The following is a 15706-nucleotide window of genomic DNA, read 5'->3' as shown; positions in this document are numbered from 1 at the left end:
GTTGGGCTAAATAAATGTGCTTATGTTTTAAATTGGCTCATAGCACTTTGCAAGTGAGTTGCCATGGTCGATAATTTGTGTGCGCCATCTTGTGTTGCCTCTGCAGAAGTAAGTGTATGCTCCGCTAAGCTACTAATTTCACTAGAATCAGCAAGCGCTTGTTGGGTCGCGTTGGATTGTTGTTTAACTAGATCAGAAATTAAATGACCTTGTTTATCTATATCTATCATGCTCTGCTCAGCAGCTTGCAGGACTTGATTAGTTTGGTTAGCAGCGCTCACACCAAGTTCCATTTTTTCAACACTGTTGCGCATTTTACTTTGCGTGTCGTTAGAAGCACTTTGTAGGGAGCTAATAATGCTGTGGATCTCTTCAGTTTGTTGTTGTGTTCGCTTGGCAAGTGTACGTACCTCATCAGCGACAACTGCAAACCCACGGCCTTGTTCACCTGCTCGTGCTGCTTCAATGGCTGCATTCAATGCCAGTAAATTTGTTTGCTCAGCTATTTCGCTAATGGCAGCGCTGACTTTACTAATGTTTTGACTATCTTGTGCTAGCTTATCGAGTGCTCCGCGACTTTCTTCAAACTCTTGTTGTAGTTCAGTCATATGTTGCGCCAATTCAGTCGTATTTGTTGTCCCTTGTTTGACATGTTGGGCTGCGGTTGAGGCTAATTCGGTTGCATGTAGTGCCGATGTTTCAACAGAATCAGCAGAGTGCGCCATTTCACTTAGTGCTCCGTGAATTGTTTGGATCTTATTTTGCTGTTGGTCCACATCATCACGGGTATCTTGACTGATTTGGCTTAGCTGGTTTGTGGCTGTATGTAAATCACTGCTGGTAGTATTTACATCTTCCAGTATATGTACAAACGCATCAATCACTTTGTTGTATTGTTCTACGATGATAGACATTTCATCTTTACCATGAGCTGTTGCTTTCGCGCTTAAATCACCACTGGCTGCTCTAGCTGCTGTGTGGGAAAAATTAGAAATGCTATCGGAAACAGCAAAATAAAAACCAAGCATTAAGTAAATAGCCATTAATAAGCTAACTAGCGCAGCAACAGCAACGGTGTTTCGTATCATTCGCTGTTGATCGAGCTTGTGCGTGAGTAATTCTTTTAACTGAGGTGTTGCTGAGTTAACGAGTGAGCTGACATCATCAAGAACGGTTTGATGAAAGCGCCTAAACTGATTTTGAGATAATTGTAAATCATCTGGTTCTAGGAGTTTATCTGTCACAGCGGCTTTATATTCATCTAAGCTTTTCTCAAGAGCATCAATATGTCGTTGTAATATTGTTCTTGTGCTTGGCATCGCTCGCAGTGCAACTTGTAATTTACTTTGTAATTGTTCATTAAAGGTGGGGAGCCCTTTATTGAGATTCGATAGTGCAATAAAACTATCAGGAGTGAATCGTCCTGCGCTGATGACTTTGTTTGCTTGCTCTGCTACTGCATTAATTTGTGACAGTAATCGAGGCGTTGATTCAACTAAAGTTCTATTTATATACGAGCGAGTTAAATTATCATCAATTGCCAATTTTGATTGGATTGATACGAGCTCTAAAACCGATGAGTTTTCTTGAGCTGCAATTTTAAACCCAGCCTCAGTGGCAACGCGTCGGTTATTTTCAGTACGCTCTTGCATTATATTTGAGAGCAATTTGGGGTAAATGCTTAAACCATGTTGTTGTTCTTTACTGACCCGAATTGAGTCTGACAATATATTTGTCAAAAAGAATAGGCTTAAACTCAATGGAACCAGCAAAATACCGAAAACTAAGCTAATTTTTGTTTTATATTTTAATTGCGCCATAAATTGTGTTGCAGGCGCGCTGAGCGTTCTTAATCCTTGCATATTGTTCACTTTTGAATGTTAAAAATATTCGAGAATAGTAGACCGTGTAAATGTTTATATTAGTTCAAAATAAAGTAAGTAGACATAAAAAAAGCCCTAATGGGCTTTAATTTAGTGATTTATTACGACTTTAAGTCATGCACAGTTAGAGTTTTGCAAATACGCGTTCAGCTGCTGAAATGGTATTTTTAATATCTTCATCTGAATGCATTGTACTTACAAAGCCAGCTTCAAATGCTGAAGGTGCTAAATACACGCCTTCTTCAAGCATTAGATGAAAGAACTGCTTAAAACGCTCTAAATCACACTGTGTCGCCTGTTGATAGCTCGTGACAGTTTCCGCCTCGGTAAAGAAAAAGCCATACATACCACCTGCAAAGTTTGTTGTGAGTGGAATACCAGCGGCATCAGCAGCTTGCTGAAAACCCTCGCATAACGCTTTACTTTTCGCTTCTAGCTCGTCATGCAAGCCATCTACAGATAATAGCTCCAGCGCTTTTAGACCCGCAGCCATCGCGATAGGGTTACCAGACAACGTACCGGCTTGATACACGGGGCCGACTGGGGCAATATAATCCATAATTACCTGTTTACCACCAAAAGCACCTACTGGCATACCGCCACCAATCACTTTTCCTAGGCAAGTTAAATCAGGCTGGATGTTGTAATATGCTTGCGCACCCCCGAGTGCAACACGGAATCCGGTCATAACTTCATCAAAAATCAATACCGTACCGTGGGTATCACATACCTCACGTAAGCCTTCTAAAAAGCCAGCTTGTGGTGGAATGCAGTTCATATTACCTGCGACAGGCTCCACAATGATACACGCGATTTCATCTTTATATTCAGAAAAAATGGCTTTCACTTCTTCTAAATCATTAAAAGAGACCGTGAGGGTATGTTTAGCAAAGTCCTCAGGTATACCCGGTGAATTAGGTACTCCCATTGTCAAAGCGCCAGATCCAGCCTTAACAAGTAAAGAATCTGCGTGGCCATGATAGCAACCTTCAAACTTTAAGATTTTATCACGTTGTGTGTACCCTCTAGCAAGGCGGATCGCACTCATGGTAGCTTCGGTACCAGAACTTACCATACGAACTTTTTCAATAGATGGTACAAGCGCTTTCACTTTTTCGGCCATGAGTATTTCGGCTTCAGTCGGCGCACCATAGCTTAAACCGTTTTCGACTGCTTCCAGTACTGAGCGTTTAATTTCAGGGTGATTGTGTCCCAAAATCATGGGTCCCCATGAACCAACATAATCGATGTAACGATTACCGTCAGCATCAAATGTAAAAGGGCCTTCGGCTTTGGTAATAAATAAAGGCGTACCACCTACGCCATTAAATGCACGCACAGGTGAATTTACACCGCCAGGAATAGAAGCTTGTGCACGGGAAAATAAATCTTGGCTAATGGTCATTTTTAGTTCCTATTATTTAATTATTACGCTTTCGGCTAAACCAAGGTACATCGGCTTCATACTTGGTAATTTGGTTTTCAACACCGAGCGTTAACGCAAACAACGCCATTCTGATCAAGACACCGTTTTGTACTTGACGGAATATAGCGAGGTTGTCGTTATTATTGAGATCGTTGTCTAACTCATTTGCATCACTGCGGCTATCGCGCGGCAGTGGATGCATTAATACTGAGTTAGGTTTACAGTGCGCGTTATAAATGGCCTGGCTGATCCTAAAGCCACCGCGGTATTTGTTTGCTTCTTCTTGAGAAGGAAAGCGTTCTTCTTGAATACGCGTTTGATAGACGATATCAGCAGCTAAGTTATCTTCCATTTTTGACACGATTTCTATTTTATGACCTGCATTACTGACACTATCTAAAATGTAATCGGGCATTTGCAATCCATCTGGTGCAACCATGCTAAAGCGGATATCTTTATAATGACATAATAATTTTGATAAGGAATGTACGGTACGACCGTATTTTAAATCCCCCACTAACGCAATATGCATCCCATCAATACCACGCTCAAAACGTCCAAGCTCTCTATCGATAGTTAGTAAGTCTAATAATGCTTGGGTTGGGTGCTCATTGGGGCCATCACCACCATTAATTACGGGGACGTCTGAACCTGTTGCAAATTCTGACACTGAACCGGCATCAGGATGACGCATTGCAACGGCATCGGCGTAAGCAGATATCACACGAGCAGTGTCGTATAAAGACTCACCCTTTGCCAATGCAGAGCTTTGCATGCCTGTTGTCTCTCGGACAATGCCACCGAGTAAGTTAAATGCAGTACCAAAGCTCACTCGGGTACGAGTACTTGGCTCAAAGAATAGGTTGGCTAATATAGCGCCCTCTAAAACACGCGTTCGCTTATGCTTTTTGGCATAAGGTTCCATTTGTTTTGCGACAGCAAAAATATGTTCAATTGCTTCTCGATCCAATTGATTCACGGAAAGAATGTTTTCACCTTGGAAACTTAACATGGGGTGGTTCCTAATCACAGATTGACAACGGGCTTGCGGCACAGCAAACCACCATGATAACGGGCATGCAGTCGCATGGTTATTTGGCGCGCCATTGTAACATAATTAAAGGCTTGGTTTGAGTACTGCGAGTAATACAATCGCAAGTAACATGAGAACAGGAAACTCGTTAAAATAGCGATAAAAGCGATCGCTACGTTTATTTCTATCATGTTTAAAGTCTGCGAGTAACTTAAAGCACAGACCATGATAAAGGTATAGCAAGATCACAAAGACCAATTTGTAATGTAACCACATGCTATGACGAAACCATTCTCGTCCGTATTCAACAATGGTGAGTACGCCAAAAACGAGCGTCAGTATGGCAAACGGTGTCACAAAAAATAAGAGGCGACGTTCCATTATTTTGAGCATAGCGCTGCATGACTTCTCTTGTGTCATAGCGTGATACACAAACAATCTCGGTAGATAAAAAATACCTGCAAACCATGCGATCATGAAAAAAAGGTGTAGTGCCTTATAAGTCAAAAGTAAGCTCATTGTGCCCTCAAATTTAAAGTAAGCTGTTTCGAGTGGTTAAAATATGGCGGATATGATCCCATCGTAATATCCCCATAATTTGTCGATTGTCTTTTTGGTTATAAATGTATACAGCGCCACTGCGTTTGTCTTTTAGGACATCAAATGCATCTGATAACGTCGCTTGACTGCTTAACCCTTGCAGAGGAATGTAAGAGATATTCATGTTTTGGTCGCTCATTAGATTGAGGTCGTACTCAGCTAACCGGTAACCATTTTCTTCATCAAATACAATGAGAGGGGTTTGGCTATTTACTGCGCCAAGCGTTTCTTTTATCTGATCTTTGTCATCAGAGTAGAGTAATTTAAAGTGCTCATCCATGTCATCCATAATTCCGACTTTTTGTAGTGCTTCACTGGCAGGTGAAACTTGATACGGTAAGCCTTGGAAGTCAAGCTGCTGTAAAAAGATGGAGCGATTGCCAAACACTTGTAGTGCAGTAACATAGGCGGCGGAAATCACCAGCATGGCTGGTACAATGATTTCATGGCTTGATGTTAACTCCATCACCGCGGTTAAAGCGGCCAATGGCGCATGTAATGTGGCAGCTAATAGTCCAGCCATGCCTAAAACGCCATACGTGCCACTGACATCGACGCCTGGAGTAATAAATTGTGCAAAAAACGACATCAAAGTCCCCATGACAACGCCAAGTCCTATGACAGGGCCGATTAATCCCCCTGGTATGCCCAGCCCAATAGCAAATAATGTTGCAAGTAATTTGGCGATGAGTATGGTTGTGAGTAGCTGAATATTCTCAGGTGCATCAACAGCAATGGTAATAGCACTCATCCCAGAGCCCATGGCTTGGGGGACCATATAACCAATAAGGCCAGCAATTAACCCTGCTAAAAGTAACCTTGGTAACATGCTTAGAGGTTTAAATGTTTTTATTATGAGCATGAGGTTTTGATTGAAACTAAAGGCTACAGCACCAAGTATTACACCACATATAATTAAATAGGGATAGTGCCAAAAGCTCAATGGCGTGATGTTGATAAGCGCCAACTCAGAGCTGGCGCCAAATACGAACTGAGTGGCTAAGGCGCCTGTGACAGCCGCGAGCATAATGGGTACGAAAATATGTATTTTGTATTCCCTTAAAACGACTTCCATGACAAAAATTACAGCAGCAAGTGGCGTATTAAATGATGCGGCAATACCCGCTGCTACACCACACCCCGCAAGGGTACGAGATGCATTCATTGGTAAATGCAGTCGTTCAGCTAAAATACTTGCACCAGTGGCTCCCATATGAACGGAAGGGCCTTCACGACCAACAGAAAATCCACTAATAAGTGCGACGGCACCGCCAAAAAATTGATTTGCTGTGTTCCAAATTGGCATTTGTCCATAGTGATGTTTAATACGGTGTATCACGAAAGGAATACCTAGCCGGTAATGTCTAAAGCCAGTCAAATTAGCAAACAAAGCAATGAGTAATGCAGCAAACACCGGTAGTGCAACGCGTTGAAATTCAGGGAGTTGCGAGAAGTGATCTGGGGAGTCTAAGAAAGTAGACTGTATGAATATGATGGTCAGACGAAATAAGATGATCAGAATAGCCGCAATTAAACCAGCACATACGCCGAGTAAACACAGTTGTACAGATGTTTTGGGTTTGGCTAACCTACGCCGTAATGTATCCAGCGACATATCTTAATTCCATGTCATATTAAAGACTTAAGTCTATCAAAAAAATGTCACTTCGTCTTAGTGGCAAACCCAAATTTTGAGGGGGAATTTATATATTATGCTTGTTATAAATATTCATCTTAAGACTTAAGCTAGACATTGCCTTTGAGTCTACATTGATGTGGTGTAATTTTAATCAATTAAGGTACGATGACTATACTTGATTAAAACACTCGGGTATTAGATAATCCAGCTATAAAATGTACAAGGGTCGAATAGTATGTCTGAACAGTTACCAATTCAATTTAGTGATGCTGCGGCACATCGCGTAAAAGAGTTAATCGAAGAAGAAGAGAATCCTGAGTTAAAACTGCGTGTTTATGTAACAGGAGGCGGTTGCTCTGGCTTTCAATATGGATTTACTTTTGATGAAAAAGCCAATCCAGGTGATTTAGAAATTGAGAAAAATGGTGTGGTTATGGTTGTTGATCCCATGAGTATTCAATATTTAATTGATGGTGTAGTGGATTACACAGAGGGCTTAGAGGGAGCACGCTTTTTTGTGAGTAACCCTAATGCAACTACAACATGCGGTTGCGGTGCGAGTTTTAGTGTTTAGCTTTTCTAAGTTAGAGAAGAAGCCACGTTAATACGTGGCTTTTTTATTTTTTTGTCACGTAGATCATTAATGCAAAGAATGCTAATACAAAAGTACTGAATGTTAGTATGTAGATAAATCCTCGCCTTCCTTTTTTCAGAGGAATATGGTTGCTTCTTAAAAACCAAAACCAACCAGTACATAATAAAATAGGTATTAAAAACAGTAGTCTAATCATAAATAATTCTCGATCATCAATTTATTCTTTAATCTGATTTTGTAAGTGCTTGTTTTAAAGGTAAAAATAAATTATTTCATTTTCTGGTGCATTTTATAAAAAATTTGTTAAAGTTAATGCCTGTTAACGCTTGGATAAAAAGTCGGTAAAAAGTTAAATTTTAATTAGGTGTTAACAGAAATATAGTCTATACCTAATTTGGTACATAGGAACAAATGATAGATTTTCGTATCAAGCCTATGGTATACAGTACACCGCTGATGTGAGACGGGCAAATTTCATATTGGTATTAATTAAAGAAATCATCGAGTAGGAGATGTTTAATATGATGGGTAAAACTGTTTCTTCTGAAGAAAACGGTAAGTTAACTAAGTGGTTAAAATCGAAGCGTCACGAAAAAGGCCATACAATGCGTAGCTTAGCTCAAGTTCTGGGTACGCCACATTCTTTTATTGGTAAAATTGAAAACCAAGAACGTCGCCTTGATGTGATAGAGTTTTTACGCTACTGCGAAGCATTAGAAGTTGACCCTTATGAAGGGTTGAACTTAGTTAAAGAAGAAGACTAACATTTAACATAGCGTAAGAGGGTGCAAGGAACTGCACCTCAACTCTCTCATTCTTACCTATTTTTTTGATGCATGATAAGAGCTTTCGATCTGAAACAATTTATTACGTATTATATAAAGCAATAATAGCGACGGTAATACCATTAATGCAGTAATAGCAAAGAATATAGCCCAATTACCATGCAACCAATCATCAATGACCACGCCGCTATAACTCGACATCACCGTTCGTCCTAAACTCCCAAGCGATGCTAATAAGGCATAATGTGTTGCGCTAAATGCACGGTCACATAGCATAGAAATGAATGCAACCATTGCGACTAATGACCAAGCTTGTGTAAAACCATCGATGACAACTGCCATCGCATAAAGATGTTCTTGGGGGCCTGCTATGGCAATCCATGAGAACATTAAGTTGGATGCTGCCATTGCGATCCCACTGATGAATAACCCTTTTACAATACCGTATTTATGATTAAAAATACTGCCTAAAAATGCAAAAATAATGGTAATGACACCCGTCCCCAGTTTTGAGTATTGACCAATTTGGGTATTGCTGAAACCAATCTCTTTATAAAAGACGATGGACATTCTCGCTAAGAATGACTCACCTATTTTAAATAAGAATATGAATAACAATAAAGCGAGTGCTGTTTTAACGCCATTTTTGGTAAAAAAGCTTCTAAAGGGCTCGACCAATGTCACCGCAAACCAAGCGAATACTCGATTAAATACACTTTGTGAGTTGCCAAGTCTTGCTTGATATGCCAATTCCAACTGTTTATGAACATGATCTCTTTGTGAGCTAGGTTCTTTTGCAAACAGTGTAACCAACACTAATGAGCCCATAATAATGCCAAGCAGTAAGTAAATTTTTGGCCAATCAAAATAGGGAGAGTCAGCAAGGAAAAATGGAATAGCGCCCAGTAAAGCATATCCTGTCCACCAACCAGAGGTGGCCATTGCAGCAGCTGCGGTGGCTTTTTCACTCTCATTTTCAGGTAATATGTCAATTCTATATGCGTCTATAGCGATGTCATGTGTAGCAGATGCTGCTGCTATTAAAAAACACAATAGGGCGGCACTGAACAAGTTATCTTTTATAACAATATACGACATTGCGATGGTGGCCAGTGCGGTAATAACTTGGCATAAGGCAATCCAACTTCGGCGTTGACCTAATTGTGTCGTTAGAAAGGGGAGCTTGACACGATCGAGCAAAGGAGACCATAGAAAGTTAATGGTATACGCACCAAATACAATCCCAAATAGACCGATCATACTTCGGCTTAAACCTTCGTCTTTTAGCCATGCGGACATGACTGAACCGATCAGAACCCAAGGGAAGCCACTGCTGATCCCTAGCATGAAAATAGTAATCAAACGTCGATCTTTATAATAACCTAAGTAGTCACTTAAACTCGCTTTGAGGATCATGTTTTATGCTTCTTTTAAATTAGAGTTCTATCGCTTTTAAGATTGCCACGTCGTATATAATAACTGGTTTCTTTGGAATAAATGTATAGCCCAGTTTCTCATTGAACCCTGTTTCTACCTGCATTATTTTATCAAGTGTTTCGTACCCTTCAATCACATTACCAAATACAGCAAAACCCCAATCACGTCCCGGATTCAAGTGTTTATTGTTATCCATATTAAAAAAGAATTGTCTTGTTCCAGAATGTGGCTTGCTATCTTGATATGCCATAGCGACACTATATATGTCGTTTTTCATGCCGTTGCCACTTTCATTGAATATAGGAGGGCGTTCAAACATGCCATCGTACTCTTTGTCATAGCCACCACCTTGAATGACAAAGTCTTGTTCATTGGCCTCATCACGTTCAACACGATGAAATACAGAACCTTTATAGTCACCATTAACAACGTAAGTGAGAAAGTTATTCACGGTAATCGGTGCTCTAGATCTATCTAACTCAAGAGTGATTACCCCTAAGCTGGTTGTGATTTCAACTCGAGGGAATAAGTTGTCTTTTTGTACAAAGCGGCCTTCCTTATTTGCAGCAAAAGATAGGTTTGAAAAAATAAAAATGGCGCAAGCAATGATTACTCGATTCATATTATTGTCCTTGTAAAAAATTGATAAGTTCTTGATCAGATACAATGCGAGTGATTATTTTCTGCGTCAAGTTATTCAATTGGCCTTCCACTTTTGCTTGTTCGTGTTTTAAAGGCCCTTTCAATTGTGATGTGCCGGTGTAACGTTTTTCAAAAGTACGTTCATTGTGTGATGCAAAGATCTGAAAATCAGCGGTTGCGTTACTTTCATGTTGGGTAATGCTTTCAGTAACCTTACTATAAAAGGTATTGATTTGTAGAGTTATTTTTTTGTTTTCTGTGGTGTCAAGCGTTGCACCATTACTGCGTAAAGCATCAAAAAAAATACGTTCTATTTTTATTGGTAAACTGGCATCAGGTAAATAAACAGCTGGCTCTTGATTGAGCACCTTAATAACAAAATTGGTTGTTCGATGATCAGAGACTCGTGCGTTTATGTGCGTATTGAAATGGCTGACTGCCTGAGCTGAGTAAGTTGGATTCAAAATGACAGACTTAGGCTGTGCTGTACATCCCGATAGTATAAAAACACCAATGGATATAAAGTAAGTTTTTAGCATGAATTAACCTCTTTTTGTGGCACTCAGTACGGTAAATTTTTTGTTATTGCCGATAATTTTACAATTGCCAAATAGACGATGTAGCTTGTCTTGATAATCCAAATGTCGGTTACCGATAATACGCAATTCACCACCTTGCTTTAGCGTATGCTTTGCTTGTATAAACATTTGCCAAGCAATGTGATCAGTGATCGCCTGAGCTTGATGAAATGGGGGGTTACATAACACCAAGTCAACTGAACCTGGGGTGAAGTTGGTTAGGCAGTCATTTTGGTGAAATTCACAATTATCTATCTGTTCAGGTAAATTGTGCTGAATATTTTGTTTTGCACTTGCTACTGCCATCGCAGATTCATCAACAAAAATGAGTTTGGCATTGGGCATTTTTGCTAGAGTAAGTAAGCCAATCACGCCATTTCCACAGCCAAGGTCGATGACTTTAATTGGTTTTTTACCTTGAGGTAAATAGTTAGCAAAAAATCGAGCTCCGATATCGAGCGAGTCACGAGAGAACACATTGGCGTGATTAGAAATTGTGAAGTCGGTTTTTTCTAATGGCCAATCTGTAGGAAATTTATCATCGACCGGTTTGCAAGTGGTGTGTGTAAAGATGAGCCGTGACTTTTTTACTGCCAAACTGGTTGTGGGTGCTGATAAAAAGTGTGCAACGCTTTTTAATGTTGAGCTGTGTATTTCTTTTACTTTTCCAGCAAGAATGACTGGGATATTGGCTGGTAAATGACTTAACTGTGCGAGCTGATGTTGCAAAAAGCCCGCATTTTTAGGGACTTTCATTAGAATTAAGTCACAATCCAAAGGTAATGGCGCCAAACTATTTTGCAGGGTGAGGTGCGTCTTTGATAGCGTATTTTCAGCTAAATTATACTGGCAGGCTTGATGACTTACAAAAGAGTCTGACACCGTTGTCACTTTTATGGTTGGATGCTGTGCTATTAATGCTGCAGCCAATCCGCCGAAACTATCGTTGAAAATAAGTGCATGCTTTGGTGTTTCATAATTGGCGAAGGTATACTCTATTAAGTATTCATCAGCGGCATCCCAAGCTTGTAGACTGCGATTTTTTTGATCTAAAGGAAAACGGTGTAATGTCAGAGGGTGAGTACCCAAAAAAGCTTCTGTGGTCATATCAATAAATAGTAGCAGTCAAAGAGAATAAAGAGATGGTATCATGACATTGCAAAACCCTGAACAGCTGTTACCGAATGGATTTGACTATATTGAGCAAGTAATGAGTCACTCCAAAGCAATGTCCCTCTATACGTATTTGACTGAGATTTTGAATTGGCAACAACCTGAAGTCAACATTTTTGGCAAGCATCATAAAATCCCGCGTTTGCAGTGCTTTATTGCTGATAAGCAGGTTAATTACAGCTACTCTAATCAGCCTTTAGTTGTTGAAAACTGGCCAGAACCTTTAAAGGCGATGCGTCGACGGTTGCAGGTGCATTACGGATATAGCTTTAATGCCTTGTTAGTTAATTGGTATAGAAATGGTCATGACAGTATGGGGTGGCACAGTGATGATGAAAAAGAACTCGGGTGTCAACCGTTTATTGTGTCTATTTCACTTGGCGCATCCCGAAAATTTACAATTCGAAATGCGCATTCTAAACAAACACAAAATCTGATGCTAGACAATGGTAGCTGCTTATTAATGCATGGACAGAGCCAAAGTCATTACCAACATGCTCTACCAAAACAAATGAAAGTGAATAGCGGGCGTATAAATTTAACCTTTCGCACAGTTGGTCAATAGCAAGCAAAAGCGTATAGTAGCCTCTAATCGCAACTTAAATGAAGGGCTTAGCATGTCCATGCAGCAGCAGATCCATAGCAAATTAGCCGACGCAATTGTTTGTAAGCACCTAAACGTCGTGAATGAAAGTCATATGCACAGCCGAGGTGAGGAATCTCACTTCAAGGTGGTGATTGTCAGTGAGACGTTTTTAGGCAAGCGTTTGTTGCCTCGTCACCGCCTTATCAATGAAGTGCTAAAAGATGAACTTGCTAATCATATTCATGCGTTATCAATTCATGCTTACACTCCTGATGAGTATAGCGAAAAGAATGGACAAACACCTGATTCACCAAGTTGTTTAGGTGGTTCGAAGTTTGATAACTAGCTGATCAGACCTGTATTTGTCTGATCAGCCATTAAACTATGGCAGTTTTTGAAAAATAAATAGGATTTATCATGGTCGTTAAGCCGAAAATTCGTGGTTTTATTTGTACCAATGCACATTCAGCTGGTTGTGCTGCTCATGTTCAAGAGCAAATTGATTATGTAAAAGCCCAAGGTCCCATTGCAAATGGCCCTAAAAATGTATTAGTTATTGGTGCTTCAACAGGGTATGGGTTGGCGTCCCGAATTACAGCAGCTTTTGGTGCTGGTGCAAAAACTTTGGGGATTTTCTTTGAGAAAGAAGGTACTGAGAGGAAAACAGCTTCAGCTGGGTGGTATAATACCGCTGCTTTTCAGCAGGCCGCGGATGATGCAGGTTTATGGTCAAAAAACATTAATGGCGACGCGTTCTCTGACGAAATTAAGCAAAAAACGATTGCAGCAATAAAAGCTGAAATGGGTAAAGTCGACCTTGTTATTTATAGTTTGGCATCACCACGTCGTACAGATCCAAAAACTGGGGAGGTGTTCTCTTCAACATTAAAGCCAATCGGCAAAGATATTACGACGAAGAACCTCAATACCTCTCAACGTGCAATTGGTGATATTACTGTTGAAGCGGCAAACGAGGAAGAAATCGCGAATACCGTAAAGGTAATGGGTGGTGAAGATTGGGAACTATGGGTCGATGCGCTTAAAGAGGCAGATGTACTCGCCGAGAACTTTAAAACAACCGCTTATACATATATTGGTAAGGAGCTGACGTGGCCGATATACGGTCATGCAACGATTGGCAAAGCGAAGGAAGATTTAGACAGAGCAACTGCAGCGATAAAAGCGTCTACGGCTTCGATAAACGGTGAAGCTTATGTTTCGTCTTTAAATGCTGTTGTGACACAAGCCAGTTCTGCTATTCCAATTATGCCGCTTTATATTTCTGCATTATTCAAAGTGATGAAAGCGGATGGTACTTATGAAGGTACTATTGAGCAAATTAATGGTTTATTCCGTGAAAGTTTGTATGGTGAAACTCCACGTTTTGATGACGGCGGTCACTTATTTCAAAATTACAAAGAACTGGAAGATGATGTTCAAGCTCGGATCCAAGGCATTTGGGATTCAGTTACCACAGAGACAATTGACGAATTAACTGACTATGTTGGTTATCATAATGAGTTTCTGCGTTTGTTTGGTTTTGGCATAGAAACGCTTGATTATGATCAAGAAGTTGACTCAATCGTAGCGATTAATCACCTATTGTAATGGCATGATTAATGAGGGCTAGGCGCTATTTTTTATAGGCCTAGTTCACTTATTCTACACTTTTAATAATATCTAGCTTTATTTTTGCACAAAACCCTTCTATATTTTTCATCAATTCGACTTTGGTCTATGTTGAGATAATCACAAGACCCATAACTACATAAAAACCATTGTAAAGACGTATTAATTTAATATTTCTCCTCGCATAGTCCGTAGGATTAATGTTAAAATCTCGGCAATATGTGAGAACACGACTACGATGCTTGTTTCAGTACTTGGACAGGTGGCTCTTTTATACCTGACGAATATGAGGCAACAAGCGCCGTGGTAATTAAAGATTTTTCAATTTCTTTCCGTTAATGTAATGCAAGTGCGTATGATCAACATAAAAAAAGGTCTGGACTTACCCATAGAGGGCGCACCTCAGCAAGTTATTCATGATGGCTCTGCCGTCAAACGAGTAGCTGTGCTAGGTGAAGAGTTTATTGGTATGCGTCCAACCATGCATGTTCGTGTGGATGACCAAGTCAAAAAAGGCCAAGTTCTTTTTGTAGATAAAAAGAATCCTGGCGTCAAGTTTACTGCACCAGCTGCTGGTGTAGTTAAAGAAATCAACCGTGGTGCTAAGCGTGTACTGCAATCCGTCGTGATTGAAGTGCAAGGCAATGAGCAAATCACTTTTGACAAGTTTTCGGCTGCTGAATTAAGCAACCTTGAGCGTGATAAAGTCAAAGAGGTGCTTGTTGAGTCTGGTCAATGGCCAGCGCTTCGTGTTCGTCCTTTTAGCAAAGTTGCGGCATTAGAGGCTAACCCTAGCTCTGTGTTTGTAACTGCAATGGATACTAATCCGTTAGCTGCTGATCCTGCTGTGGTCATCGCTGAAAATGTGGAAGCATTTGAAGCGGGTCTTGCGGTGGTATCTCGCTTAACAGATGGTAAAGTATTCGTTTGTAAGCAAGCTGGTAGTCAAGTACCTAGTTCGTCGCTTTCTCAAGTAGAAGTGCACGAGTTTGGTGGTTTACATCCTGCGGGACTAGTTGGTACTCATATTCATCATCTAGACGCGGTTTCTGCAAGCAAGCAGGTATGGCATTTAGGCTATCAAGACGTTATTGCCTTTGGTCAGTTATTTTTAACTGGCGAGATAAATGCAGATCGTGTTGTTGCCCTTGCTGGCCCTCGTGTGAAAAACCCGCGTTTAGTGAAAACTCAATTAGGAGCATCGCTAACTGATCTAGTTGCCGGTGAGCTTGAAGACGGTGATAACCGAGTCATTTCTGGCTCTGTGTTAGCTGGTAAAACAGCAGCCGGACCTCATGCTTTCTTAGGCCGCTACCATGTTCAAGTATCTGTTTTACTTGAAGGTCGCGAAAAAGAACTATTTGGTTGGATTGCCCCTGGTAGTAATAAGTTTTCTGTAACTCGAATGTTTATTTCTCACTTTGCACCGAGTCGTTTATTTAAAATGACAACGTCTACGGGTGGTTCTAAACGTGCCATGGTGCCAATCGGTAACTATGAACGTGTTATGCCACTCGATATCTTACCAACACCTTTGCTACGTGACCTTATTTCAGGTGACTTAGATGGTGCGATTACCTTAGGTGCGCTAGAGCTAGATGAAGAAGATTTAGCATTGTGTACTTTTGTGTGTCCTGGCAAGTATGAGTACGGTTCAATCCTTCGTGATTGCCTGAATACTATCGAGAAGGAAGGTTAAA

At 40.5% G+C, this 15706-nt stretch carries 15 protein-coding genes; 6 read left to right on the top strand and 9 right to left on the bottom strand.

Annotated features, from left to right (window positions below):
* Positions 1-20: 20 nt before the first annotated feature.
* The 5 genes from J8L98_RS05665 to J8L98_RS05645 all read right to left on the bottom strand — a co-directional run bounded on the left by J8L98_RS05665 (position 21) and on the right by J8L98_RS05645 (position 6557).
* Positions 21-1862 carry a methyl-accepting chemotaxis protein gene (locus J8L98_RS05665; RefSeq protein ID WP_210995676.1) on the bottom strand — a complete coding sequence of 614 codons (1842 nt, stop codon included), beginning with the start codon at positions 1860-1862 and terminating at the stop codon, positions 21-23.
* Between the two features lie 145 nt (positions 1863-2007).
* On the bottom strand, positions 2008-3288 hold the full coding sequence (hemL, locus tag J8L98_RS05660; RefSeq protein WP_210995675.1) for a glutamate-1-semialdehyde 2,1-aminomutase: 1281 nt from the start codon (positions 3286-3288) through the stop codon (positions 2008-2010).
* Between the two features lie 16 nt (positions 3289-3304).
* Positions 3305-4321, bottom strand: a complete 1017-nt coding sequence (locus tag J8L98_RS05655; protein ID WP_210995674.1) for an aspartate carbamoyltransferase — start codon at positions 4319-4321, stop codon at positions 3305-3307.
* A gap of 105 nt (positions 4322-4426) precedes the next feature.
* A complete protein-coding gene (locus J8L98_RS05650) occupies positions 4427-4861 on the bottom strand; it encodes a CopD family protein (protein WP_210995673.1) in 435 nt (144 codons plus the stop codon).
* Between the two features lie 13 nt (positions 4862-4874).
* The gene (locus tag J8L98_RS05645; RefSeq protein ID WP_192508775.1) at positions 4875-6557 is read right to left on the bottom strand and encodes a chloride channel protein; all 1683 of its coding nucleotides are present in this window, start codon (positions 6555-6557) and stop codon (positions 4875-4877) included.
* A 259-nt stretch (positions 6558-6816) separates the two neighbouring features.
* On the opposite strand from J8L98_RS05645, the gene erpA reads away from it, so the two are divergent.
* Positions 6817-7155 carry an iron-sulfur cluster insertion protein ErpA gene (erpA, locus tag J8L98_RS05640; protein WP_010362831.1) on the top strand — a complete coding sequence of 113 codons (339 nt, stop codon included), beginning with the start codon at positions 6817-6819 and terminating at the stop codon, positions 7153-7155.
* A gap of 542 nt (positions 7156-7697) precedes the next feature.
* A complete protein-coding gene (locus J8L98_RS05635) occupies positions 7698-7940 on the top strand; it encodes a helix-turn-helix transcriptional regulator (protein ID WP_192508774.1) in 243 nt (80 codons plus the stop codon).
* Positions 7941-7997: 57 nt separating this feature from the next.
* Here the strand turns inward: J8L98_RS05635 and J8L98_RS05630 are convergent, their stop codons facing one another.
* The 4 genes from J8L98_RS05630 to J8L98_RS05615 are packed head-to-tail and all read right to left on the bottom strand — an operon-like array spanning position 7998 to position 11725.
* Entirely contained in the window at positions 7998-9377 is a 1380-nt protein-coding gene (locus tag J8L98_RS05630; protein ID WP_210995672.1) for an MFS transporter, read from the bottom strand.
* 19 nt (positions 9378-9396) lie between these two features.
* The gene (locus tag J8L98_RS05625) at positions 9397-10020 is read right to left on the bottom strand and encodes a peptidylprolyl isomerase (RefSeq protein ID WP_192508772.1); all 624 of its coding nucleotides are present in this window, start codon (positions 10018-10020) and stop codon (positions 9397-9399) included.
* Between the two features lies 1 nt (position 10021).
* Entirely contained in the window at positions 10022-10579 is a 558-nt protein-coding gene (locus J8L98_RS05620) for a YajG family lipoprotein (protein ID WP_210995671.1), read from the bottom strand.
* A gap of 3 nt (positions 10580-10582) precedes the next feature.
* Complete coding sequence (locus J8L98_RS05615; RefSeq protein WP_192508770.1) at positions 10583-11725, bottom strand: methyltransferase; 1143 nt, start codon at positions 11723-11725, stop codon at positions 10583-10585.
* 43 nt (positions 11726-11768) lie between these two features.
* On the opposite strand from J8L98_RS05615, the gene J8L98_RS05610 reads away from it, so the two are divergent.
* From J8L98_RS05610 to J8L98_RS05595, 4 genes are all read left to right on the top strand, one after another.
* Positions 11769-12356 carry an alpha-ketoglutarate-dependent dioxygenase AlkB gene (locus J8L98_RS05610; protein WP_210995670.1) on the top strand — a complete coding sequence of 196 codons (588 nt, stop codon included), beginning with the start codon at positions 11769-11771 and terminating at the stop codon, positions 12354-12356.
* Positions 12357-12408: 52 nt separating this feature from the next.
* Complete coding sequence (locus tag J8L98_RS05605) at positions 12409-12723, top strand: BolA family protein (protein ID WP_192508768.1); 315 nt, start codon at positions 12409-12411, stop codon at positions 12721-12723.
* 71 nt (positions 12724-12794) lie between these two features.
* The gene (fabV, locus tag J8L98_RS05600) at positions 12795-13985 is read left to right on the top strand and encodes an enoyl-ACP reductase FabV (protein WP_210995669.1); all 1191 of its coding nucleotides are present in this window, start codon (positions 12795-12797) and stop codon (positions 13983-13985) included.
* A gap of 376 nt (positions 13986-14361) precedes the next feature.
* Positions 14362-15705, top strand: a complete 1344-nt coding sequence (locus tag J8L98_RS05595; protein WP_210995668.1) for a Na(+)-translocating NADH-quinone reductase subunit A — start codon at positions 14362-14364, stop codon at positions 15703-15705.
* Position 15706 lies beyond the last annotated feature (1 nt).

Source organism: Pseudoalteromonas sp. MMG013 (assembly GCF_018100885.1).
Taxonomy (GTDB): Bacteria; Pseudomonadota; Gammaproteobacteria; order Enterobacterales; family Alteromonadaceae; genus Pseudoalteromonas; species Pseudoalteromonas aurantia.
This window is presented reverse-complemented; position numbering and strand designations above follow the sequence as displayed.

Bases quoted from the DNA above. Each gene is read 5' to 3' on its own strand.
- J8L98_RS05665 (WP_210995676.1), bottom strand. From the start codon at position 1,862: ATGCAAGGATTAAGAACGCTCAGCGCGCCTGCAACACAATTTATGGCG.
- hemL (WP_210995675.1), bottom strand. From the start codon at position 3,288: ATGACCATTAGCCAAGATTTATTTTCCCGTGCACAAGCTTCTATTCCT.
- J8L98_RS05655 (WP_210995674.1), bottom strand. From the start codon at position 4,321: ATGTTAAGTTTCCAAGGTGAAAACATTCTTTCCGTGAATCAATTGGAT.
- J8L98_RS05650 (WP_210995673.1), bottom strand. From the start codon at position 4,861: ATGAGCTTACTTTTGACTTATAAGGCACTACACCTTTTTTTCATGATC.
- J8L98_RS05645 (WP_192508775.1), bottom strand. From the start codon at position 6,557: ATGTCGCTGGATACATTACGGCGTAGGTTAGCCAAACCCAAAACATCT.
- erpA (WP_010362831.1), top strand. From the start codon at position 6,817: ATGTCTGAACAGTTACCAATTCAATTTAGTGATGCTGCGGCACATCGC.
- J8L98_RS05635 (WP_192508774.1), top strand. From the start codon at position 7,698: ATGATGGGTAAAACTGTTTCTTCTGAAGAAAACGGTAAGTTAACTAAG.
- J8L98_RS05630 (WP_210995672.1), bottom strand. From the start codon at position 9,377: ATGATCCTCAAAGCGAGTTTAAGTGACTACTTAGGTTATTATAAAGAT.
- J8L98_RS05625 (WP_192508772.1), bottom strand. From the start codon at position 10,020: ATGAATCGAGTAATCATTGCTTGCGCCATTTTTATTTTTTCAAACCTA.
- J8L98_RS05620 (WP_210995671.1), bottom strand. From the start codon at position 10,579: ATGCTAAAAACTTACTTTATATCCATTGGTGTTTTTATACTATCGGGA.
- J8L98_RS05615 (WP_192508770.1), bottom strand. From the start codon at position 11,725: ATGACCACAGAAGCTTTTTTGGGTACTCACCCTCTGACATTACACCGT.
- J8L98_RS05610 (WP_210995670.1), top strand. From the start codon at position 11,769: ATGACATTGCAAAACCCTGAACAGCTGTTACCGAATGGATTTGACTAT.
- J8L98_RS05605 (WP_192508768.1), top strand. From the start codon at position 12,409: ATGTCCATGCAGCAGCAGATCCATAGCAAATTAGCCGACGCAATTGTT.
- fabV (WP_210995669.1), top strand. From the start codon at position 12,795: ATGGTCGTTAAGCCGAAAATTCGTGGTTTTATTTGTACCAATGCACAT.
- J8L98_RS05595 (WP_210995668.1), top strand. From the start codon at position 14,362: ATGATCAACATAAAAAAAGGTCTGGACTTACCCATAGAGGGCGCACCT.